15 protein-coding genes and 1 riboswitch are annotated in these 21,739 nt (G+C 69.2%); of the genes, 10 read left to right on the top strand and 5 right to left on the bottom strand.

Annotated elements, in window-relative coordinates; genetic code table 11:
• Positions 1–318: 318 nt before the first annotated feature.
• Together ACFXJL_RS33250 and ACFXJL_RS33245 are read right to left on the bottom strand one after the other, a co-directional pair.
• Positions 319–897: a DUF4240 domain-containing protein gene (locus ACFXJL_RS33250; RefSeq protein WP_384698864.1), complete on the bottom strand. Its 579-nt coding sequence runs from the start codon at positions 895–897 to the stop codon at positions 319–321.
• 97 nt (positions 898–994) lie between these two features.
• On the bottom strand, positions 995–1,297 hold the full coding sequence (locus ACFXJL_RS33245; protein ID WP_384698861.1) for a hypothetical protein: 303 nt from the start codon (positions 1,295–1,297) through the stop codon (positions 995–997).
• 617 nt (positions 1,298–1,914) lie between these two features.
• Here ACFXJL_RS33245 and ACFXJL_RS33240 point away from each other — a divergent pair.
• The 8 genes from ACFXJL_RS33240 (at position 1,915) to ACFXJL_RS33205 (ending at position 16,965) form a co-directional block, all read left to right on the top strand.
• Complete coding sequence (locus tag ACFXJL_RS33240; RefSeq protein ID WP_384698858.1) at positions 1,915–3,000, top strand: chitinase; 1,086 nt, start codon at positions 1,915–1,917, stop codon at positions 2,998–3,000.
• 325 nt (positions 3,001–3,325) lie between these two features.
• Positions 3,326–5,278: a hypothetical protein gene (locus tag ACFXJL_RS33235; protein ID WP_384698855.1), complete on the top strand. Its 1,953-nt coding sequence runs from the start codon at positions 3,326–3,328 to the stop codon at positions 5,276–5,278.
• Positions 5,275–5,838, top strand: coding sequence for a hypothetical protein (locus tag ACFXJL_RS33230; RefSeq protein ID WP_358882316.1), 564 nt, complete (start codon positions 5,275–5,277; stop codon positions 5,836–5,838). The genes ACFXJL_RS33235 and ACFXJL_RS33230 overlap by 4 nt, the downstream gene beginning before the upstream one ends.
• A gap of 145 nt (positions 5,839–5,983) precedes the next feature.
• Positions 5,984–8,707 (top strand): hypothetical protein, encoded by a 2,724-nt coding sequence (locus ACFXJL_RS33225; RefSeq protein WP_384698852.1) that lies wholly within the window; start codon positions 5,984–5,986, stop codon positions 8,705–8,707.
• Complete coding sequence (locus tag ACFXJL_RS33220; protein WP_384698849.1) at positions 8,707–12,195, top strand: hypothetical protein; 3,489 nt, start codon at positions 8,707–8,709, stop codon at positions 12,193–12,195. The genes ACFXJL_RS33225 and ACFXJL_RS33220 overlap by 1 nt, the downstream gene beginning before the upstream one ends.
• Positions 12,195–13,877, top strand: a complete 1,683-nt coding sequence (locus ACFXJL_RS33215; protein ID WP_384698846.1) for a hypothetical protein — start codon at positions 12,195–12,197, stop codon at positions 13,875–13,877. The genes ACFXJL_RS33220 and ACFXJL_RS33215 overlap by 1 nt, the downstream gene beginning before the upstream one ends.
• Before the next feature lie 5 nt (positions 13,878–13,882).
• Positions 13,883–15,469, top strand: a complete 1,587-nt coding sequence (locus ACFXJL_RS33210) for a hypothetical protein (protein ID WP_384698843.1) — start codon at positions 13,883–13,885, stop codon at positions 15,467–15,469.
• Positions 15,466–16,965, top strand: a complete 1,500-nt coding sequence (locus tag ACFXJL_RS33205; protein WP_384698840.1) for a hypothetical protein — start codon at positions 15,466–15,468, stop codon at positions 16,963–16,965. The genes ACFXJL_RS33210 and ACFXJL_RS33205 overlap by 4 nt, the downstream gene beginning before the upstream one ends.
• A gap of 112 nt (positions 16,966–17,077) precedes the next feature.
• On the opposite strand, the gene ACFXJL_RS33200 is transcribed toward ACFXJL_RS33205, so the two are convergent.
• On the bottom strand, positions 17,078–17,863 hold the full coding sequence (locus ACFXJL_RS33200; RefSeq protein ID WP_358882322.1) for a TSUP family transporter: 786 nt from the start codon (positions 17,861–17,863) through the stop codon (positions 17,078–17,080).
• A gap of 113 nt (positions 17,864–17,976) precedes the next feature.
• A complete protein-coding gene (locus tag ACFXJL_RS33195; RefSeq protein ID WP_384698837.1) occupies positions 17,977–18,420 on the bottom strand; it encodes a MerR family transcriptional regulator in 444 nt (147 codons plus the stop codon).
• 59 nt (positions 18,421–18,479) lie between these two features.
• Here ACFXJL_RS33195 and ACFXJL_RS33190 point away from each other — a divergent pair, with 59 nt between their 5' ends.
• Positions 18,480–19,388, top strand: a complete 909-nt coding sequence (locus tag ACFXJL_RS33190) for an NAD(P)-dependent oxidoreductase (protein WP_384698834.1) — start codon at positions 18,480–18,482, stop codon at positions 19,386–19,388.
• 171 nt (positions 19,389–19,559) lie between these two features.
• Here ACFXJL_RS33190 and ACFXJL_RS33185 read toward each other — a convergent pair whose 3' ends face one another.
• Positions 19,560–20,054: a DUF4430 domain-containing protein gene (locus tag ACFXJL_RS33185; RefSeq protein ID WP_329014958.1), complete on the bottom strand. Its 495-nt coding sequence runs from the start codon at positions 20,052–20,054 to the stop codon at positions 19,560–19,562.
• A gap of 136 nt (positions 20,055–20,190) precedes the next feature.
• Positions 20,191–20,327: riboswitch (cobalamin riboswitch) on the bottom strand.
• Positions 20,328–20,566: 239 nt separating this feature from the next.
• Here ACFXJL_RS33185 and ACFXJL_RS33180 point away from each other — a divergent pair.
• Positions 20,567–21,661 (top strand): M20/M25/M40 family metallo-hydrolase, encoded by a 1,095-nt coding sequence (locus ACFXJL_RS33180; RefSeq protein ID WP_384698876.1) that lies wholly within the window; start codon positions 20,567–20,569, stop codon positions 21,659–21,661.
• The last annotated feature ends 78 nt before the right edge of the window (positions 21,662–21,739 follow it).

Raw genomic sequence — 21,739 nt, 5'->3', positions numbered from 1 at the left:
ACCCATCTTCGACCTCGCCGACTACGGCATCATCGGCGACCTCTTCACCGTCATCCCCCAACTCACCACCCACATCAACAACCACAAAAACTAACGCGAGACACTGAGAAGAATGTTGCGGCTCGGCGCCCCGTCAGGGGACGCCGAGCCTTGTTGTAGGGGCGAGTTGCTGTTCCGGAGCTGACCCCTCACTTCTCGACGATGCTCCGCTCACCACGGACGGCCGGATGCGTCACGACCCTCCCTGCCGTCGTCCCTGAGGTGCCACAGTGGCCGCGCCCGACGGGTCCCCAGGCAGAGGGAACCCACGGGGCCCGATCATCCTTCGCCGTCGAGGAAGAGCGCGGTCAGCGCGGGCAGTCGGCGACGCATCTCATCGTCATCGTCGAAATCGAAGGGTTCCCCCATATCCGGCTCGTGCCGGTTGGTCGCCCCTGTCGCCGCTTCCCAGAGTTCCTCACTGCCGGCCAGCCGGGAGAAGGCTCGGGACGCGGCGTAGTTGCTGTCCTCGTCGAAGACGATCTCTTCCAGCATGGTGGGCTCGCCGCTCAGTGCGACGGGGTGCTCCGCAAGACTGTCCGGGGCCACGAGGACCTTCTCGTACCAAGATCGACCCTGGGCGATGACACCGGCCCGGAAGTCCATGAAGGAGTCGTCGGAGCAACCACCGCCTATCAGATAACCGGCTGCCCATATGTCCCAGCGGTACAACGCCCCATGGAGCGCGGTGAAGGTCAGTTCATAGCCGAGGGCCTGCTCCGGGGAGGAATCGGCCAGTACGTCGGTAAGGACCGTCGCGAACGGACGTTCCGGTGTCGTCCTGGTGCGGACCTCGTCGATGAGGCGCCAGAAGTCGTCGAGCGGGAGCGGCTGAGGGAGGGAGGTGTCTGTGATCACCGGTCCACTGTCGCAGAACGCACTGACAGTCCCGCCCCCGGCCGACTGCGGGCCGCTCCCCCGCCGTCAGCCGCCCCGATGGTGTCGTAGCAGTGTCCTAGCCGTGTGCCAGGGAGCGGACGTCGCGCTGGAGGGACTGCACGATGCCGAGGCGCTCACGTCTGATCTCAAGAGGGCGTCCGGCGTTCGGCACCGCTCGGATGACGCCCGGTCGCGACGGCTGCTGTTCGATGAAGGTGTCCAGTCGAGCCGAGGGGGCGAGATCGCTGCGGTGTTCCAGGCTGATCCAGTAGGTGCCCGGGCGCTCGATCGCGAGGGGCAGCGAACGGGTGTCGGGAGCGCGCTGTTTGGCGGCGGCCTCGGCGTTCCAGGTGTCCCGGAGGCCGTAGTCGTACGTCATGAGGCCCAGGATGCCGAGCGCCCACAGGATGAATGCGAGGGTGCCCCAGCGGGGCAGGCCCCGTGGGTATGAACAGTCTTCGCACATCTGGTGAAGCCATGAATTCTCCCCCCGGATCACCCCAGACATCGCAAGTCGGAACCTTAACAGCCCTTTCGACACGAGGTAGTTGAAACGATCGCGCACCCGTGTGGGCCCGGCGGGAGGAACTGCCCGGTCCAGGGGCTCTACCCACCGTGGGGCGACATCACCCCACCAGGACTTTGGTCCAGACCTATTGACGACAGGTCTGGACCAACCTACGGTGTGGCGCATCGCACCGCGGATGTCTCCAGGCCCCCACAGTCCAGGAGGTAAGCGTGCTCCACAGAGCTACCCCTCCCCATCCTCCATAGCTCTCTCCGTCCTGCGGCTCTCCCCAGTCGCACGACTCCCCGTCTCCCGCCGCCCGGATGTTCACGACACCGGCCCCCCGGTAGTCGTTCCCCCACCGCGTGCCGCCCCGCCCCCAGGGCGGCACGCGGACATCCGCCTCGCGATCAATCACCCCCCACCACTCACCGAGAGCCCGACGCAGTGCCGAGCCGGTGCTCGCGGCGGGCCCGAAGGGAGCACGCATGATCGGTCGGAAGATGCGTTTGCTGGGTTCCGCCCTGGCCATGGCATTCGCCGTACAGATGGTGGCCGCCCAGGCACCCAGCGCCGCACCCAGCGATCAGAAGGCCGCCCCCACAGCGGCTGCAGCGGAAACCTGTGCGGTCAAGTCGAAGCCCACCGGCAAGGTGCTCCACGGCTACTGGGAGAACTGGGACGGCGCGGTCAACGGCGTGCATCCCCCGCTCGGCTGGATACCGATCACCGACAGCCGAATCCGCGCCAACGGTTACAACGTGATCAATGCCGCCTTCCCGGTCATCCGCTCGGACGGCACCGTGCTGTGGGAAGACGGCATGGACAACACGGTGAAGGTCCCGACGCCGGCCGAGATGTGTCAGGCCAAGCAGGACGGACTCACCATCCTGATGTCCATCGGCGGCGCCGCCGCAGGGATCGACCTCAGCTCCAGCGCGGTCGCCGACCGGTTCGTCGCCACCGTGGTGCCCATCCTCAAGAAGTACAACTTCGACGGCATCGACATCGACATCGAGACCGGCCTCGTCGGCAGCGGGAACATCAACCAACTCTCCGCGTCCCAGGCCAACCTGATCCGCATCATCGACGGCGTCCTCGCCCAGATGCCCGCGAACTTCGGTCTGACGATGGCACCCGAGACGGCCTACGTCACCGGTGGCAGTGTGGTGTACGGCTCGATCTGGGGCTCGTACCTGCCCATCATCAAGAAGTACGCGGACAACGGCCGGCTGTGGTGGCTGAACATGCAGTACTACAACGGCAGCATGTTCGGGTGCTCAGGTGACTCGTACTCCGCCGGAACGGTGGCCGGCTTCAAGGCCCAGACCGACTGCCTCAACCGCGGTCTGGTCATCCAGGGCACGACCATCAAGGTCCCGTACGACAAGCAGGTCCCGGGTCTGCCGGCACAGCCGGGTGCGGGCGGCGGCCATATGTCCCCGAGCCTGGTGGCGCAGGCGTGGAACGGCTACAACAACGCCCTCAAGGGGCTGATGACCTGGTCCATCAACTGGGACGGGTCGCGGAACTGGACCTTCGGAAAGAATGTGAAAACGCTCCAGGGCCGGTGACCGTCGGCCGACGATGACATCGCGGCTTAGGCCGCAGGGGACCGGTGCCGCTGAGCGGCACCGGTCCCCCTTTTCGGTTGCCTTCCCCGTCCCACGCTCTCTGCCGGGGGTGCTCGGGCACGGACAACGAGCCCCATCCGTCACCCGGTTCACGGCGATCCCGAGTCGACCGACGTTTTACCTTCAACCGATAGTGCGGATGGCCGGATCTATGGCGTAATGGTGACCGGCTCGGTGCGGAGTGTGGCCATACGTCCGAGGCCGGATCGATACGTCCTGTCCCGGGAAGACAGGACGTGGGGGTCATACCGGACTGGGGGGTTCGATGGCCGGAAGTGATGTGCCCGCAGCCGGTCCGACGGGGAGAGAACCACGGCAACTGGCGGCCGAACTAAGCTCGTTGGCACTGGATCCACGAGTCGCCGTCCATCGCACTGCTTTGATCGAACTCGCGGGGGACATCCCCCACCCCGAACGGCTCGCTCGATGGTCAGGGACCGACCTGGTCGCCGTCTACAGCGCACCCGGATCGCTACTCAGCGTCCCCGGCCCCGAGCCGACGGTTCCGCGCGCCCGTGGAGCTCCCACGCCGAACCAGCCTGCTCATCAGATGAGTTGGGCCGTTCGTCGGCAGAGATGGGCTCGCACCCTCGCGGGCTGGGCGGGTGCGCTGGTCTTCCTGCCGCTCCTGGTCACCTGGGCGGGACTGGGCGCCGCCGCCTGGGCCTATCAAGAGATGCGGGAGGCGGGAAAGGGGGGCAGTGAATCGTTTCTCGGTCTGTGGCAGCAGGGCTTCGCCGGAGAGCTCTGGGCTCCGTTCCACTTCGATGTGATGGTGCTCTACACCGTCCTGGCACTCGGTGGTCTGATCACAGCAACCCGGTTGCGCAGCCGGCAGGAGTTGGCCGATGAGCATGCGACCAGGGTGTTCGCCGCCCGTTTGGCAGGGGCGCTCGCGCAAGTACAGGCCCTGGCGTCCGGCGCGGCCCATATGACCCCGCTTCGGTTCGCCGAGGAGTTGCAGGGGGCAGCCGCCAATCTGCGTGCTCTGGGTGATCTGGCGGGCTCGGTCCAGCGTGAGACCCGGGAACTGGTCGAACAGGCGCGGGAGACCGCGACCCTCACCCGGTCGGCCGCCGAAGCCCTGGGAGTTGCCGTCGCGGGTCTCCAGACGGCCGCCGCCGCCGTGGAACTGTCGGCCGACCACGCCTCGCAGGCCGCGGTGGGCGCCCACCGGGGCGCCGAGGTGCTCTCCCACGAGGTCGTCAAGGTCCTGGGCGAGATGGGTCAGCACGTCAAGGAGTCCGCGCTCACCGCAGCGGGCCAGTTGTCGGCGGCTGCCCTGGATGCGGTGCACCGCATCCACGACGCGGCCGAGGACGCAGCGGCCCATGAGGACAACGCGGTACGCCGGGGCGTCGAACTGCTGGACCGTACGGCCGAGGCGCTGGGGGCCACCCTCGACGGGGCGCGGACGGCTCTGGAGAGCGCCACGGTCGAGTTGGGAGGCGCGACCGAGCAGCTCAACGGGACGGTGGCCGCACTGCCACAGGCTCTGGAGGCATCGGCAGCCGACGGTGCGGAGCGGATCGGCTGGGCGTACGACCGGGCCGTCGCGGCGCTCGCCGTCTCGCTACGGGGCGATGTGCGGGCCGTATCCGGTGAACTCAGCGCCCACCTGGATCAATTGCGGGAGCTGGCACAACAACGCGAGGGCGCTGAGCTGTCGGCCCGGATCGCCCGGGCGGACACGGAGGAGGATCTTCGCCTGGCGGTCGATGAGTTCCGCCGAACCCTGGCGGCCGTGGCCGCCTCGGTGGCGGAGGCGACCGAGCGGTTCACCCGCTCGGGTCCGGTACCGGGGACTTCGGACACGTTCCTGGCCCGCTCCGCCCGGTCGCCCGCGGTGCACGGTGTGGACAGTGTTGCCGGTGTGGCCGGTCCGGAGCTGCCGTATGACGATTCAGCAGATCACCCGCGCGACGAGGGGCACACGGGCTGGGACGAGTGGTACTCCGAAGATCCCGATGACCAGAGCGTCCCCGACGACACCGCTGTGCACCGGGCCGACCCCGTCGATCCTCGCCGTCTCGACGCGGCAGGCGCAACGGGTCCCCACGACGCCGTTCCTCCGGCTCCCCTCGGGGTCGGAGGTTCATGGGAGGGCGGCGCCCGCGATGAAGCGCCCGAGTCCGCCGCCCGGAGTGTGAGCGATCACCACGACGTACACCGTCCAAGGACCGGGTCGGCGACGAGCGGCGGGGAGGAGGGGCCGTGAGGCAACGCTCTCCGGGGAGTGTGACGCATGCAGCGGGATGGCTGTTCGCCGATCTGCTGCTCGTGATCACGGTGATCGCCCTGGGTGGTCAGTGGATCGCTCCCACCGCCACCGACCTGGTCACGGGCGAACCGTCTCCCGCCCCCAGCGCATCAGCCGCGCGATCGCCCTCAGCCAGGCCCGCAACGGCGACGGCCCAACCCGGACTCGACCCCAACAGCGAGGAGTTCGATGTGACCGGTGATGCGCCGGGGCTCCTCGCGGGCAGGGCGGAGGCCGTCCGCGAGATCCGTCAGGAGGTGGCCGAGGGCATCCGCGCTCACCCCGGGAAGACGGCGGCGCTCGTCATCGTCTGGGGTACGGCCGCCTCGTGCGGCACCTGTCCGGTCGCCGACGACGCCAGCCGTGCTTACGCCCGGGCCATCGCCGCCCTGCTGCCCTCCGTCTCCCCCACCTTCTTCCCTCCGTTCCACGAGGAGATCATCCGCGGCTACCGCAACACCAGCGCTGATCGGGCTCGGGGCCAGGCCACGATCGAACTGTTCTTCCTGCGCGAATGACTCCGACCATCGCCCGAGTCACCGCAGCACGCGCCACCACGAATGAGGGATCGCAGCGGCCCCGCCGAGCAAACCACCCGGCCTGCGATCCATTGACCTCTTGGACGTCATCCGAGCACAGAACGGAACGAGGAGGACCACCACCTTGGCCCCACCACTGAATCTGGCCGAGTTGCGTCGCTTCGCCGACGAGACCCTCGCCATGCTCGAACAGCAGGAGATACCGGGGACCCAGGAGGCCCACGACCGAAACGCCGAGGTGATGCGATGCGTCCTCGAACTGCGCGACCGGGTGCGCAAGCCCGTCACGTTCGGTGTGGTGGGCGAGTTCAGTGTGGGCAAGTCCCTGTTGTTGGGCTCGGTCCTCGGCAGACCGGACCTCCTGCCGGTCGAGGACCGCAAGGCCACCGGCAACATCACCGTGCTCCGGTTGCACCAGGCGAAGTCAGCGAACGACGGCGGGGAGCCCGGGTCGACGACCGCTGTTCAGCACGCGACCCGTACGGGGCCGACGGCCGAGGTGCATTACCTCACCGAGGATCGGCTCCGATCGTGTGTCCGCGCCATCATGGCCGATCTGGCCCGCGGCATGGACGAGGACCATCCCACTCTGGGCGCGGGAGCGGTGCTCGGCGAGTACGATCCGCTGACCGATCCGCGCGGTTGGGGCCCGTTCGACCAGTGGATCGGCTGCCTCTGGCCGGTGAACACCGCAGAGGGTCCCCCGTCCGGCCACCGACCCCCGGTCGATCCGATCCAGATCTCGGCCACCCATCGAGCAGCGGCGACCGAGCTGTGCAGGATCCGCGATGCGCTGCTCAGCCAGACCGATGTCCTCGGCACCGTCCAGCACGTCAGCTCCCGGCTGGTCCGCGAGGCACTGGACCACGGCAGTGAGGAGCGCATTCCCGCGGCGAAGCCGCGACCTCGCATCCAACCGTTCAGCGCGGCTGAGGTGGAGCAGGACGCGGCGATCCTGGCCCGCAGCTTCATGCTGATCGAGCGGGTCGTCTTCGACGTCCATGTCTCCCCCGATCACTGGCAGTTGTACGGACTTCTCGAAGAACACCCCTTGCAGTTCCTGGACTTCCCCGGGATCGGCGGGGCGGGCTCCTACGGGCGCGACGTGCATCTCAGCCGCAGCGAACTCGCCGAGGTGCACACCATCTTGGTCGTCCTCGACTCGCGCAAACCCGGCGGTCGGGGGGTGGAGGAGTTCTGGGGGATGCTCGTCAAGGACGGCCGGAGTCCCGAGGCGCTGGCGCAGGCGGCGCTCGTCGCTGCCAACAGCTTCGACCGGGTTCTCGTCCCGACGCTTCCCGACACGGTGTTGTCCCTGCCGGAGCTGTTGAAGCGCTCGGATTCACTCAACGGCATCCACGTGCACTCGGACAAGTTCGTCAAGGGTCGGGAGGCAGCGGTCGTGGCCACCTCGTCCGTGTCGGCGATCCGTCGGTACGGACTGCCGTACGCGCAGCTTTCCCAGGGCACTCGGGACGTCATCGAGGACGCCCTCAAACAACTGGACCAGGGCGCACACCCCCGCTGGGAGGGTACGGCCGCCCGGTTCGACCGGATCGATCCGTCGGGGCCGTGGGGCGGGCGGTTGCGGGAGGCCGAGCGGGACGGTGGCATCCGGGCACTGCAACAGCTGATCGAGAGCCAGCTTCGGGCCAATGGGACCGCGCAGAAGGTCGAACGGGCTGAGGCATCAAGACGCAAGCTGTGGGCGGCGCTGCTGGCGCTCCAGTACCAGGTCCGGCTGGAGTCCGCGGAGAAGGATCCCGGCATCGCGGAGTACCACAGGATCCGCCAGCAGATCCAGCGGTTCCGTCTGCTGGTCGGCGCCTTGCTGTCCCAACTGCGTCAGGTGCGGGACACCGGCCGGCAGCTGCCCGCCCACACCTCGGAGCAACTGCCGGTGTCGGTGGTGGAGTTGCCCGCCCCACCGAGCCTGGCATCGGCGGCCGGGCAGGTGCGCGCTGAGGTCTACGACTGGGCCGAGTGGGAGCAGTTGTTGCGTCGGGCCAGGGCCGACAAGAAGGGCCTGGTCACCAAGAGCAAGGCTCCGACCGCCGCACTCCGCAAGCCGCTGCCGGGGCAGCCGAGTGTGCCCGTGCCCACGGAGAACGCGGCGGACACGTCCCAGGGTTACATCACGCGCTTCACCGCGCTGGTCACCGGCCGCACCGCACAGGCGGAGACGGAGCTTCGGCAGTGGTTGACGAGTTGGCAGGCGGCCTGGCAGGACGCCTTCGACGAGCTGAGGAGCTGGTTCGAGGAGCCGGCCACGGTGCCGTCGCTGAGGGAGGCGTTCCTCTCGTACATCGGGGATGCCAACGAGGTGGAGAACCGGCTGTCGCAACTGTGGACCGCGCTCGATCCGGTGGATGTGGTGGGGCGGCAGGCCGAGCTCCACGCCGCCGGCCCGCCGCCGGAGGAGGATCTGACGGCGCGCTTCCCCGCGCAGGCCGACCACGCGCTGCCGTGGCACCACGGCGTTCCCGATCTGGATCCGATGACGGAGAGCCAGGAGCGCCATCCGCTGATGGTCTCGCAACTGCGGCTCTATGCGGCCGACACGGCCGCCTCGCTGGTGACCGACCGGTTGAACCGCCTGCTGACCGCCCGGGTGGACGCCCTGATCGAGTTCTACGAGGAGACGGAGGCGTTCCTGCCCACCGACGACGACGTACGACCGCCCCCGGGCGACCCGAACGGTACCGGTGATCCAGCCGGACCCCACGGGCCGGCCGGACCCGACGCCACGGGTGAGGACACCTCGGGCGAAGGCCCTGGCGGTGGGGCGGACCCGGCCGATGGCGGACAGCCGATCGATGTGTTGATCAGCACCTGGAGGAATGCCTGATGGCCGAGCCGTACCTGTCGTTCCGCGTCCCCGACTCCCCTTCCGTACCCTCCGAGCATGTGATGCGGACCGGTGAACGTTCCTTTCGGCTGTTCGCGTACGAGGGGTGCTATCCGCTGCCGATCGTCACCCTGCACCCCGACAACGAGCCCGGGCAGGCGTACGTCAGTGTCCAGCTCCCGGGCCGGCTCAAGCTCGCGTCCGTGGACGGCGCGGAACTGCCGCACGGCCTCGCCCGTGCGTTGGGGGTCGCCTGGTCCGCGGAGGGAGACGCCCACAGGCCGGTGATCGGCGATCTCGACCTGGTCCGGGACGCCGTGGTGGAAGCCGTGTTCGTGCACCTCGGGCCGCGGACCGCGGGCAGTGCGGCACGTACGCCGGACGACCCGTTGTACGTCGACGCCTTCTGGGAGGTCGACCTCAAGAGCGCCAAGGGAAAGTCCGTGGTCGGCGCCAGTGTGATGTTGGAGTTCGCTCCTCCGGGCGAAGTGCCGCACACCGTTCCCACCACGGACGAACCCCCGGAGTTCCTTCCGCTGCGGGAACCATCGGACGACCACTACCAGGAGTTCGTGGTCGTCGACTTCGGCACCACCGCATCGACCGTGACCCTCCAGGACACCGGTTACGTGGAACGGCATCCGATCGATCCCGACCAGGGGCGGGCCCTGGGGCGGTTCCTGACCGAACTGCTGACACTGCCGCAGGCCCCGACGGAACCGGGCGGCTCCGAGGGAGTGCCGGCGCAGTGGCGCACTGCGGTCGCCGAGATACTCGACGGCGACTTGACCCTGCGGGGCTCCACCGAGGAGACGGTGACGGGCCGGGAAGCGGTCGCCATGGTGGCCGAGGACAACCCGGAAGCGGTATCCGCACTGCAACTCGCGGTGGAACACGCGCTCCACCGGGGTTCACGGGAGCTGCGCGCATGGCTGGTCCCCCGGCTGCACGAGGGGTACACCCGGGTGACCGACACACCGCCGCTGCGCCTCCACGAGTTGCGGCCGGTGCCGTTTCCCGGCCCGAAGGGGGTCGACACCTTCGCGCCGGCCAGTTCCCTCGTCGAGATCGTCGACACGGTGTCCGACACCTCCACCGGGCTCCCGGAGTCACGGGTCTTCCGCCTCTCGGAGGAGTCCGGCGCGATCACCGGGCTGAAGCGGATGGTCATGCGGGCGAAGCTGCCCGAAGTACCGGACTCCGATCTCTCCGCGATCCATCTGACCCAACACCTGTATCTGGAACTGGTGCGCACGGCCGAGAAGCTGACCGCCGACAAGAACAATCCGGGCAGTGTCGTGCAAACGGTCGTGGTCACCTATCCGACGACCGTGCTCCCCGAGGTGAAGCGTCGGCTGGGGCACCTGGTGCGGGCGGCACTGGGCGCACCCCGTGTGGTCACCGACTACGACGAGGGGTTGGCCGCCGGGCTGTTCTTCGTGATGCGCGAACTCTCGGGGAACCAGAATCTGGGCCTGGAGGCGCTTCGGGCCCGCTCCCGGCGGGTGACCCGTACCCTTCCGCCGCGCCCCGACGCCTCCGACGCCCGGAATGGCCCAGGACAGACGCTGCCCGTCACACCGGCGACCTGGCACCGCACGATGCTCGTCATCGACATCGGGGGCGGTACGACGGACATCGCCCTGCTGAAGTTGGTCCTGGTCGACCAGACCCCGGAGCGAACGGAGAAGGACGGCAGGATCGCCGGCCGCCGCTACCGGTTGGAACCGACACTGCTCGGTTCGACTGGGCACGAGCAACTGGGTGGGGACCTGCTCACACTCCAGGTCTTCTACTGGCTCAAAGCGGTGATCGTGGATGCCCTGCGCATCCGTGGCGAGGGCGAACAGGAAGCGGGGCACAGTCGGCGTTCCCTGGCGGCCCAGGTCTCCGACCAGGCCGGACGCAATCTCGACCAGGTCGTGGACAAGAACGTCAAGGAGACCCTGGACGACTATCTGCCCACCTCGTGGAACGCCTCGTCCCCCCATCAGACCGCCGGTGGGCCCCGGGACAGGTTCCGGAGTCTCTGGCGGCTCGCGGAGGCGAAGAAGCGGGCTCTGAGCGCCGCCGACGGGGGTCTTGTCGAGTTGGAGATGCATGAGCTGACCGAGGTCGTGCAGGGAACCTCCAAGGGGCTGGCAGAGCCTCAGGGCGCGCTCGCCCTCGACGCCGGCCAGTTCCGTAGGCTGATGCTGCCGGTGCTGCAACGCGCGGCCGAGATGGGCGCCGATCTGGTGCGCACCACCTTCGAGCGCGAGCAGGAGAGCATCGCCGCCGCTGCCGCAGCAGGACAGCCGACCTGGCCGGAACCGGTTTTGGACCAGGTCGTCCTGTCGGGACGCACCAGCAACATGGCCCTGGTGCGGGAGACGGTGATCGACGTGTTGTCGCGGGCCGACTCCGGCTCCCAGTTGAAGTTCGGTTGGAATCCGACGGCACTGTCGATCGAGACGGGGTTCGCCGCCAAGCAGGCGACGTCGATCGGCGCCGGGTGGGCGCACACCGTCCGCTCGGTCGCACGGGTCACGGAGACCAAGCGCACCGACGAGCAGGTCTCCCACCCCCGGATGACGGATCTGGACATCGAGACGCACGGCTTGTTCTCCAGCCTGCCCTGCGATCTGGGGCCGCGGGCGGGGGCCATGCGTCCCGTGGTGCTGTTGAGGGCCGGTGAGCCCTTCGTGGAACTCGACGAGCGCGGCACCCTCGGCATCAGATCGGCGTGGAACCTCCTGCCCCGGAAGGTGGAGCTGCACCGCATCACCTCGGCGTCGCGTTCCATCCAGTGGGGCAGCTTCGATGTGGAATTGGCGGCCGAAGGGCGGGACGCCATCGATCTGTCCCACCCGGCGTGGCACCCCCAGCGGGACAACGGGGTCCAGTACCTGATCGAGGTCGACCAGGAGTTGGACCCGTACATCCTGTTCTGCAACGGACGTCCGCACTACTGGGTGGACACGACCCGGCACCATGTGGACCTCGCGGCACTGATCAACGAGGCCGTCTTCGATCCGGACCTCGGTCGCTGCCGGTTGCCGGGTCGGCTCTGTGTGGCGACGGTCGACGGCGGGTTGGCCGAGGTCTTCCCCCAGCCACCGCCCGGGGCCCACGACGACTACTTCACCGAGTCGTTCCACCCGGACGCGGACAGCACCCAGCACCGGTTGCCGGGCCGGATCGCCACCATTTCGGTGCCACCGACGGACGGTCAGTACGAGTTCTATCTCGACGACGGCAGCGGCAATCCGGTGCTCGTGGACTCCCTGCCCGTACCGGAGGCTGCCGTCCACGGACAGCAGCGGCTCCACACAGCGGCCCTGGACGCGCGGGGGCGCCTCTCGGTGTTCCGCGGTGCGGTGCCGTACGCCTCAGCGCTGAATCTGCTGGAGGTGCAGACACAAGCGGGATTGGTGTACCGCAGGCGCATGCACCGGGGGCGACCGGAGTTCAAGGACGAGTGGGACCCGTTCAACGGAGGTCACTGATGGACGACCACACCAGTCCGCCCGACGGCCGGGGAACGGGGTTGTCGTTGGCGCCTGCGGACTGCTCCCCGCAAGAGCTGCTGGCCGAGTTCTCCGCGGGGGTGCTGGCGCTGTTGGGCACGGCGTCTCCCAGTCGGGCCGTCCTGTTGGACGCACTCACCGCCTGCTACGGCGTGATGGACCGGCCGCCCTTCGACGAGGAGATCAGACGGGATCCCCAGGGTCGTCAGCTCCTGCACATCACGGGGTGCTTGGGGCATCTGATCCTGGTGGGCAGACGGGCCGAGGACGGACCGTACGACACCGACACCGACACCGACACCGACACCGACACGGGCATGGGCACCAGCACCGGCACCGGCACCGGCACGGATACGGACGGCGCTCATGCGGCCGGGGCTCCGGGGGCGCCCGCGCACCGTCCACCGGGGGTGCTCGATGGTGCCCAGGGTGTCGGGGGCGTGGAGGGGGAGTCAGCCGACACCGGTTCACCCACTGACCCGGTCACCGACGAGAACCCACAGAGCACAGCCGGCGGTGCCCCACCACCTGCGCACGGTCCACAGACCACGACACCCCCGCCGAACAGCTCGGGAACGTCTCTGCAAGCGGCGAAGGGCCTGCCCGGCAAGACGACGGCAGGCGCCGCACGGGAGCAGCAGCCCTCGACGGCACGGCGGGCAACCCCGCGCACCACCACGGGAGATCGACTGCAAGAGGCGATACGGGAGCAGTACATCGCCCTGCTCGACGACATCGACACCCGGGTCTGGCTCGACTCCCCCGCAGATCTGCTCAGGCTCCGCCCGGCGGAGGAACCTGAGATCACACCCCCGGTCTCGGCGGGCGACTACTGGCGGTTGTCCCATGTGGCCCTGCTCAGACTGCCCGACGATCAGCGCATCGCGTGGCACGGGAAACTGTCGGCCGCGGCCCGGGCTTCGGTCGGTCTGCGCCGGGCGGGCGAGCGGTCGGGACCACCGCGGGAGGAGGGCATCGACGACCCGGACGTCCTGGTCCCGACGCTGGTGGACCACAGCGGCCCCGTGCTGCTGAGCCTGGCGCCGACGGCCAACGGGAAACTGCCGTCCGACCTGCCCGCGGAGCTCAGTCGGGCCGCGGGCCTCCTGGGCGGCCCCGCTGCGGCGAAGGGCACCGAAGCGGATCGGGAGTGCCGGCGCCGTTGGGCCGTACGAGCCCACCAGGCCATGCAGCTGGCGCGCCTCGATCCGCTGCTCGTGCTGCGCTGGAAGGGCCAGAACATCGGGGTCACCAAGGCGGTGGAGAACTTTCAACAGCTCCTCGTCGACCACCTCACCTCCCTCAGTGCCTCACAACGGGTCGACAACGCGGAGAACCGCTTCCGCGCCGAACACCGGCTCGACGCCCTCATCGGATCGGTGCTGCACACCACACCCGCATCGCAGGAGAGCTGGTGGTGGCGGTGGCGAGCAGCTGGCTGGTCGGAGTTGGCGAAGTCGGCCACCCGGGCGGGCTACTCCTTGCACCACCATCCGGAGCGCCTTCAGCGCGAGCAGTTGCTCGCGCTGACGGGCAGTGGTGAGGAGGACAACCTCACCGGGCGCAAGGGCGCCCCGAGGGCGTTGCAGTGGGTGCTCTACGCACTGGCCGGCTCCCAGGACGGCAAGGGCATCGGTGCCGTGGTCATCAGGCCGCGGTGATGAGCATGAGCAAGGGCCGCGTCGACCGACCGTCCCTGCCCTCGACCTGGGTGGAAGGCGCACGGTTGATGTCGAGGACCGCGGTGGGGCGCTCGGGCGGTTTGACACCGCAGTTGGCCCGGGACGCGGCAGCCGTACTGCGGGCCGAGGAGTCTGGTGGGGCGGCGCCGTCGGTGCGGATCGCCGTACTGCGCAGGCTGCCCGATCCGGGAGTGGTGGCGCTGCTCAGCGGCCACCCCGCGGCAGGGGCTGGAGCGCCGCCGACGTGGCGGGCGGGTGCCAGGGGTGGTCGTGGTGTCCTCCCGCTGGTGGTCGCGAGGGCCGGCGATCGGTCCCGGCTGGTGATCGAGGCGGAGCCGGCCGATGCGCTGGAGCGGCTGGGGCTGCGGTTCCTGGGGAATCGCTCGCTGCCCCCGGACACGATCGCCTGGTTGCACGGGCGCCGTGGGGCAGCCCGCCCCTGGTTCGACTTCGCGTCGGATCGAGAGACCGCGACGCTGCTGTGGCGCCGGATCCAGGACCTGGCGGGGGCCGTGCCGGACGGGGACACGGCAGAGCTGGAGCCCTTCTTCGCACAGCCGGTGAGCTGGCTCGGTGTGCCTTCGGGCCGACGTCCGGTGCTCGCGTCGACCGGTGCGGGAACGCCCGTGGAGCTGGTGGACGTGCCCTGCGGTACGCCCGGTTCCGCAGCCGACACCAGCGGGTCGGTGCGGCGGCTGATCGGCTCCTGCCACGGCGTGCTGCTGCTTTTCCCCGCCGGCGCGCTGTCCACCGTTGCCTCGGACGAATCCGGCCCGACGGTGGAGTGGTTGCGGCGCTGGACGGAGCAGTTGAACGCGCTCCCGCACGGCCCTTCGGTGGTCCCGGTGGCCACGCTCGACGAGAGGTCGGGAACCGCCGCCGTGCCAGAACTGGCCGCTTGGTTGAGCGCACGTCTCGCGGTGCTGCTCGGTGGCCCCCGGCCCCGGGTCTCTGCGATCGCCGTCTCCGAAGCGCACGCGGTCGTCGGCACTCTCGCGGCTGCGGCCGAACCTCGGAGCGGGCCAGGCGGTCCGCGTTTCGGATCGTCCGGTGCGCTGCTCGCGCAGGCTCGGGCCGACCGGGTCGGCAGCGGTCTTGCCGCGCTGGGCGATCTGGTGGATTCCGTTGTGCTGGCGAGTGTCGACGGTCTTGCGGAACTGACCCGACGGAGACTGGTCGCGGCCTTCGACGACACCCGACTCGGCTGTCGGGACGCGGCATTCGCCCGCCAGTGGCCGCTTGACCCGCTCGAAGGGCACACCCCCTGGCCCCACAGGGGCAGCACCCCCACCAGTGGCACGGACCCCGCCCTCGGCGCGGACGGGACTTCGCCGCGGCTCGGAGCAGCCGCGATACGGGCCCATGCGGATGAGATGTGGACCCGTTGGGAGAACGACACGGTGGGCCTGCTCGCCGCCCGGGCCGCTGGGCAGGGACGTCGTACGCGCCCCTCCTTGGCCGACTCCTGCGTTTCCGGCGCATCGACGACCGCCACTCCCCCACGGGCCTCCGACGCCCGTTCCACGCCGCCCGATCCCCGGCCGCAGGGCCGGAAGGAGGATTCACCATGACGCTCGTGCTGGGTGTGCTGCTGCTGTTCGCACTGGCGACGATCGGCCTGCTGGTCCATCGGCTCCGGGCCGCACCGCCACCCTCCGTCCAACTCATGCGTGAGGACCGTCCGCTGCCGGCTCCCGATGCCGCGCTGACCCGTCGACTGGGTGAGTTGGAGCACGATGCGGTCCAGCAGCGCGACCGGGTCGAACGCGCGCTGGCGGAACGCGACCGGGCACTGGACGCGCGCGATCGGGCACGGGCCGACCGCGACGGAGGCGCCGCCGAAACGCAACAGCTCACGGCAGCCCGCGATCGGGCGGTGGCCGAGCGGGACCAGGCCCAGTTCCAGGCCGTCAAGGCCACCCGTGAGAAGGAACGGGCCGAGGACGAGGCCATACGACTCCACGAGGAGAAGGAACGGCTGCGCGCCGAGTACGAGGCGGCGCATCGCGAGGTGCTGGCCGAGGCGGAGGAGGCCGTGGAGGCACATCGAAGGGCCGAGGAGCGTCTGCGGGAATTCGATCTGGACGAACACGACCACACCTGGATCTCGTCCGATGCCGGACAGCCGTCGATGGACGAGGAAGACCCGACCCGGTCGGCGATACCGCAACAACTGTCGTTGAGCGCGGACACGGCCGCGGACAGTGTGGTGGACGGGGCGGATCTGGGTGCCGTGGTGGTCCGGGCGGCCTCGGTCTGCGGTGATCGTCACCGGCAACGGCAGCAGCACCGGCGGGACGCCGTGCTGCTGCGGATGCCGGTGGGTCTCGGCGGCTCCACCTTGCTGAGCGCGGTCGCCGCGGGTGCGCCCGACGGTGCCTGGTCGCAGTCGGCGGCTTCCCACGCCTGTCGAGCGCTGGTCACACAGGTCCAGAACCAGGCCGATGTGCTCTCCTCCTGGCTCGCACCTCGCGCGGATGCGCCCCACGGCGAGCCGAACACCCTGGAGGACTTCTCGACGCCCGCGGCTGCGCTGCGGCTGGCCCTCGCGGACGTGGGGCGGGCGATCAGGGTGGAGGCGAACAACCGGGGTTGGTCCTCGCAGGAGGGCACGGCGGACGATCGGGCGGTGGAGGTGGCGATGACGGGACTGCTGTCGCCCCTCGGCGACCGGCCGTCGCGCACCCATCTGGCCTTCGGAGCCGGCGACGGAATGGTGCTGCGGCTGCGCGACGGCCACTGGTCGACGGTGTTCCCCGTCCAGGAGGCCGGGCCAGTTGGCCCCCCACTGCCCAGTAGGGACGCGAAGGTGCGGTGGGACCCGATCCACACCCGGGCGGGGGACCTGTTGGCGGTGTGTTCCAGGCCCACGGCACAACTGCTGCTGCACGAGGGTACGGGTGACTGGTTCGCCGATCGGTGGGAGGGCAGGCAGCCGCGGCTGACATCGTTCCTCCTGCATGTGAGCGCACGTGTGCGTACGGCGATCGAGGACCGCAGCCTGGTTTGTCTGTGGGACTTCGGCAACGCCGCGGACGCGGAACGGGCCGGACAGCCTCGGCGGTGAAAAGGATCCCACGGCTGGCAGAGGCCGCCCGATGCCCTGGCTGTTCACCGGACGACGGAGTTCGCCTGCGCACCGCTTCCCGTCGGACGCTCGCTGTGCCAGGGTGTCGCTCTCAGGTCAGGCCCTGCACCGCGTAGAGGGCGCCCAGCGCCATCGCCAGGGTCCCCAGCAGCAACCTCAACGACCTTTCGGGGAGCTTGGGTTGGAGGTGGGCACCCACCGCGCCCCCGCAGAGGCCACCGAGTCCGCAGACCAGCCCGAGGAACCAGTCCGGAGCGATGTTGTGCCCCGGGACGGCGAAGGCGAGTACCGCATAGGTGGCAGCACCCACGAGAGAGGTGACGAACGTGCAGGCCAATGCGGCGGGAGCGACCCGGGAGACCGCCATTCCCCGGCCCGCCAGGATCGGACCGATCAGCGACCCACCGCCGATGCCGTAGATGCCACCGGCCGTACCCACGGCCAGTGCCAACCACACGGTGGTACGGGTACCGAGATCGGGCCTCTCCACCTGGCCCGACGGTCTGAGGGTGCGGATGCACAACCAGAGACCGAGCGGCAGCAGGAGTGCAGCGACCAGGAGTCGAAAGATCTCGGGGCCGGGGATGGCGAAGACACGGATCACCGCGCCGAGGACCACTCCCGGCACGGCACCGGCGATCAGCAGCCGGGGCAGTCGACCGCCCAGCCCTCCTCGTCGGCGATACCGCAGCAGTGCCCCCGGCCCGGCGACCACGTTGTAGAGCAGATTGGTGGGAGTCACCGAAGGGCTGGGGACCTGGAGCACGCTCAGTTGCACCGGCAGGAGGAACACCGCTCCGGACACACCGACGGGTGCGGTGACGATGGAGATCGCGAACCCGGCCGTGAACGCCAGCAACCCACCCGACCAGTCCACCCGTCCCCCTTCGGATCACTGACTTGAGTATCCACCAGGGCGCGGGCGGACCGGATCGCGGATCAGCCGTGCGACCGACTGCTGCCGTGTCGGGCTGCCTGCTCCGGCGCTCGTCAGACGGGCGTACCGAGCGGTGCCACAGCCGCGTCGCCAGGCCGTTGCGCAGCAACGGCCGCGTGGCAGGCTTCCGGGTCGGCGCCTCCGGTCAGCGCCGTGGCGGCGATGACGGTGTCCAGCCTGTCCCGTGCGGCCAGCAGGCCGGCCACGGCCTCGTCGATGCGTTCACGTTCCCGGTTCAGGTCGGGCAGCATGCCGGAACAGGCCGGCGCCAGGGTCTGCCCGTCGTCGACCATGCAGGGCATCAGTTCGGCGATCGTCGCGGTGTTGAGTCCGGCGCCGAGCAGCATGCGGATGCCCCGGACGGTGGCCATGTCCTCTTCCGTGAACTCGCGATATCCGCTCGGCCGCCGCGACGGCTTGAGCAGCCCCTGCTCCTCGTAGTAGCGCACCAGGCGCTGGCTGACCCCGGTCCGCCGGGAGAACTCCCCCATGCGCATGTGATGACCACCACGTTCAGTTGACTCTCACATCGATGTGAGACAGCAGTCTATTCCGCATGACGAATCAGCGCTCAACAAGCCCTCAGCACACACCCGTTACCGTCCTCGGCCTCGGCCCGATGGGTCTGGCCCTCGCCGAGGCACTGGGGGACCACGGCCATGCCACGACCGTCTGGAACCGCACCCCGGAGAAAGCCGACGGCCTCGTCGCCAAGGGCACCCGCCGCGCGAGGACCGTGGCCGAGGCGGTGTCCGCCAGCCCTGTCACGATCCTGTGCCTCAAGGACTACGCAACCATGTACGCGGTCCTTGAATCGGCCGGTGATGCCTTGGAGGGGCGCGTACTGGTGAACCTCAACTCCGGTACCCCCACCGAGGCACATGCAGCGGTCACCTGGGCAACCTCGCGGGGTGCCGCCTACCTGGACGGCGCGATCATGGTGCCACCACCGCTCGTCGGACACCCCGAGTCCGTCTTCCTCTACAGCGGTCCACAGGATGTCTTCGACGAGCACCGGGCGACGCTGGCGAGCATGGGCAGCCCTCGCTACCTCGGCTCCGACCCCAGCTTGGCAGTGCTCTACAACGCTGCCCTGCTCGACCTGATGTACGCGACCATCAACGGCTTTCTGCACGCCACGGCGCTGGTCGGATCGGCGAACGTCTCGGCGGTCACCTTCGCCGATCTCGCACTCAACTGGTTCATGCCCTCGGTGGTGGACTCAACTCTCGCCGAGCAGGCTCCCGATCTGGACAAGGGCAACTATCCGGGCGACGTCGGCACCATGGAGATGAATCTCAATGCGCTGGAGCACATCACCCGTACATGTGTGGAGCAGGGCGTTCACTCCGACCAGCCGCGGCTGATGAAGGAGATCGCCGAGCGGGCGATCGCCGAGGGCTACAGCGGGAAGAACTACCTCGCCGTGTTCGAAGTCTTCAAAAGGGCGACACGGGTTTCGTGACCTCGTTCCGCGCGGTGCACCACAGATCGGTTGCCGGAACTGGCCCTGGTTCAGGGGCCAGTACCGCCCGTGCGATGCGGGCAGTCCGCTGTCATGCCGCCTCGATGTCGACCGGGCGAGGTCGACGTCGAGGCGGCACTACCCAACAGGGCGAACGGTGTCTGATGCGGCCTAGAAGGCAGTCCAGGTGAAGGCGACGTGGTCACCGGTCCTGATGCGGAACTGGCAGCCACCGACCGGCGTGGGTACGCCGTTCACCGATATGTTCCAGTACGCGGAAGCCCCACCGCTGACTCCCTTGATGGTGTCCACGGAGAAGTCGTCGAAGGACGAGTACCAGGTGCCGTCCCAGGTGAAGTGGCGCTTGCGCGCGGCGTCGTCGAGCGCCGCGGTCGGGGTGGGTACGGCGGTCGGGTACTGACCGCCGTTGGTGCCGTCACAACGGTGGGTACCACCCGTCGCGGTGGTGACGTCGTGCCCCTTGGTTCTGATGAGGCCCTTGAAGAGACGCCCTTCCGGTCCTTGCACCGTGAGCTTCACGAAGACCGGCGCATTCGTGGGGACGGTGGTGGGCGCGGGTGTCGCATGGGCGAGGGGTGCGGCGGTGAGGGTGAGGCCGAGCACGGCGGTGAGGGTCGCAACGCGGAGGGCGAGCGTCTGGCGCACGAGGGTGCCTTTCCGATGGAGGCCGGCCGCGCGACCCCTGGGAACCGACCAACGGCCCACGCACCGCCCCGTGGACGGACGCTGCCGTGCACCGGACTCGGGGCTTCGCGCCGCAGACCATGGCGGTGGGAAGCAGTGCACGCGCGTCACGACGGGCGGTCCGGCTCACGGCAGCCAATCGCCGATCACGGTTGCAGGTCAGCGCCGGAATCACACCGGCTTTCCCCAGTCGTACGCGCATTGAGTTGTCACACCGGTAGGACCGGAGCCCACGCATCGTAGCCTGCTGTCGCCGTTCTTGGGATGATTCCCAACGAACTTACGCTTTACCGGAGTTCGACCCGATCGGGGGTGTCCATGAGCGAGTACCGCAGTTGTCGTGGCGGCCCACGGACGGCCCTGTCCGCCGCGCCGAGAGCACGTGTCGGCGGTAGCGGGCCGGGGGTCGCCGGATCGGATCGACGGGCAAGTCCTCCTGTGTTCAACGAAGGGACCTCGTGGATCTCAACCGCATGCTGACCGAGTTGGAAGAGCTCGTTCTGTGCGAATCCTTCTCGGCCGACCATCAGGCCGTGGCCCGCAGTGCGACGACGGTCGCGGCGCAGGGCAGCCGATGGCTGGACACAGCTCCCGAAACCCTGGTGATCGGCGGGGTGACCCATCTGCGCTGGGCCTTCGGCGTTCCCCGGGTGCTCCTGGTCGGGCACCACGACACCGTATGGCCGATCGGCTCCTTGTCCAGCCATCCCTGGTCCGTCGAGGACGGCATCGCCCGTGGACCCGGTGTCTTCGACATGAAGGCGGGGCTGGTGCAGATGTTCCACGCGGTGGGGAGTCTCGACTCCCTCGACGGCATCTGCATCCTGGTCACGGGGGACGAGGAGGTCGGTTCCCGCACCTCTCGGGAGTTGATCCTGGAATCGGCGCGGGGGTGTGCGGCGGCCTTCGTCCTGGAGGCGTCCGCCGACGACGGAGCGTTGAAGACCGTGCGCAAGGGGGTGTCCCGGTACGACATCTCCGTGCGGGGCAGAGCCGCGCACTCCGGCCTCCAGCCGGAGAAGGGAATCAACGCGGCGATCGAGGCGGCCCATCAGATCCTTGCGCTCGCCGAACTGGACGCGCTGATGCGCGAGGGCCGACCGCACGGCCCGGAGGCCACCACCATCACCCCGACCCTCGTCTCCGCGGGCACCTCCGGCAACACGGTGCCCGATCTGGCCACGATCCGTGTCGACGTACGGGCCGCAAGCGCCGCGGCTCTGACGCGGGTGGACGAACTGATCCGCACGCTCGCCGTACGCACTCCCGGTGCACATCTGGCCGTGGAAGGCGGGCCCCATCGGCCGCCGTTGGAGCACAGCTCCTCGGCCGCACTCTTCGCGTCGGCGCAACGGGCGGCGGCTCGTCTCGGGATGGAGCCGCTGCGTGCGGCGGCGGTGGGGGGCGCCTCGGACGGGAATCTCACCGCGGGCGCGGGTGTCCCGACCCTGGACGGTCTCGGCGCGGTGGGCGGTGGTGCCCATGCCGACGACGAGCATGTGTTGGTCTCCGAGATGCCGCTTCGCGCCACGCTCCTGGCCGAGTTGATCACTACGGTGCGTGGCTGAGACGAGCTGGGTCCCCACCGGAGACGCACTCACCGCGGAGAACAGTCCTATCGACCCGGGCTATCCGTCGCGGAAGCC

It is taken from the genome of Streptomyces sp. NPDC059256 (assembly GCF_042753785.1).
Lineage (GTDB): Bacteria > Actinomycetota > Actinomycetes > Streptomycetales > Streptomycetaceae > Streptomyces.
The sequence above is the reverse complement of the archived record's forward strand: the minus strand, read 5'-3'. Positions and strand labels throughout refer to the sequence as shown.

Coding starts and splice junctions, on each gene's coding strand:
- ACFXJL_RS33245 (WP_384698861.1), bottom strand. CDS start 1,297: ATGACGTACGACTACGGCCTCCGGGACACCTGGAACGCCGAGGCCGCC.
- ACFXJL_RS33240 (WP_384698858.1), top strand. CDS start 1,915: ATGATCGGTCGGAAGATGCGTTTGCTGGGTTCCGCCCTGGCCATGGCA.
- ACFXJL_RS33235 (WP_384698855.1), top strand. CDS start 3,326: ATGGCCGGAAGTGATGTGCCCGCAGCCGGTCCGACGGGGAGAGAACCA.
- ACFXJL_RS33220 (WP_384698849.1), top strand. CDS start 8,707: ATGGCCGAGCCGTACCTGTCGTTCCGCGTCCCCGACTCCCCTTCCGTA.
- ACFXJL_RS33215 (WP_384698846.1), top strand. CDS start 12,195: ATGGACGACCACACCAGTCCGCCCGACGGCCGGGGAACGGGGTTGTCG.
- ACFXJL_RS33210 (WP_384698843.1), top strand. CDS start 13,883: ATGAGCAAGGGCCGCGTCGACCGACCGTCCCTGCCCTCGACCTGGGTG.
- ACFXJL_RS33205 (WP_384698840.1), top strand. CDS start 15,466: ATGACGCTCGTGCTGGGTGTGCTGCTGCTGTTCGCACTGGCGACGATC.
- ACFXJL_RS33195 (WP_384698837.1), bottom strand. CDS start 18,420: ATGCGCATGGGGGAGTTCTCCCGGCGGACCGGGGTCAGCCAGCGCCTG.
- ACFXJL_RS33190 (WP_384698834.1), top strand. CDS start 18,480: ATGACGAATCAGCGCTCAACAAGCCCTCAGCACACACCCGTTACCGTC.
- ACFXJL_RS33180 (WP_384698876.1), top strand. CDS start 20,567: ATGCTGACCGAGTTGGAAGAGCTCGTTCTGTGCGAATCCTTCTCGGCC.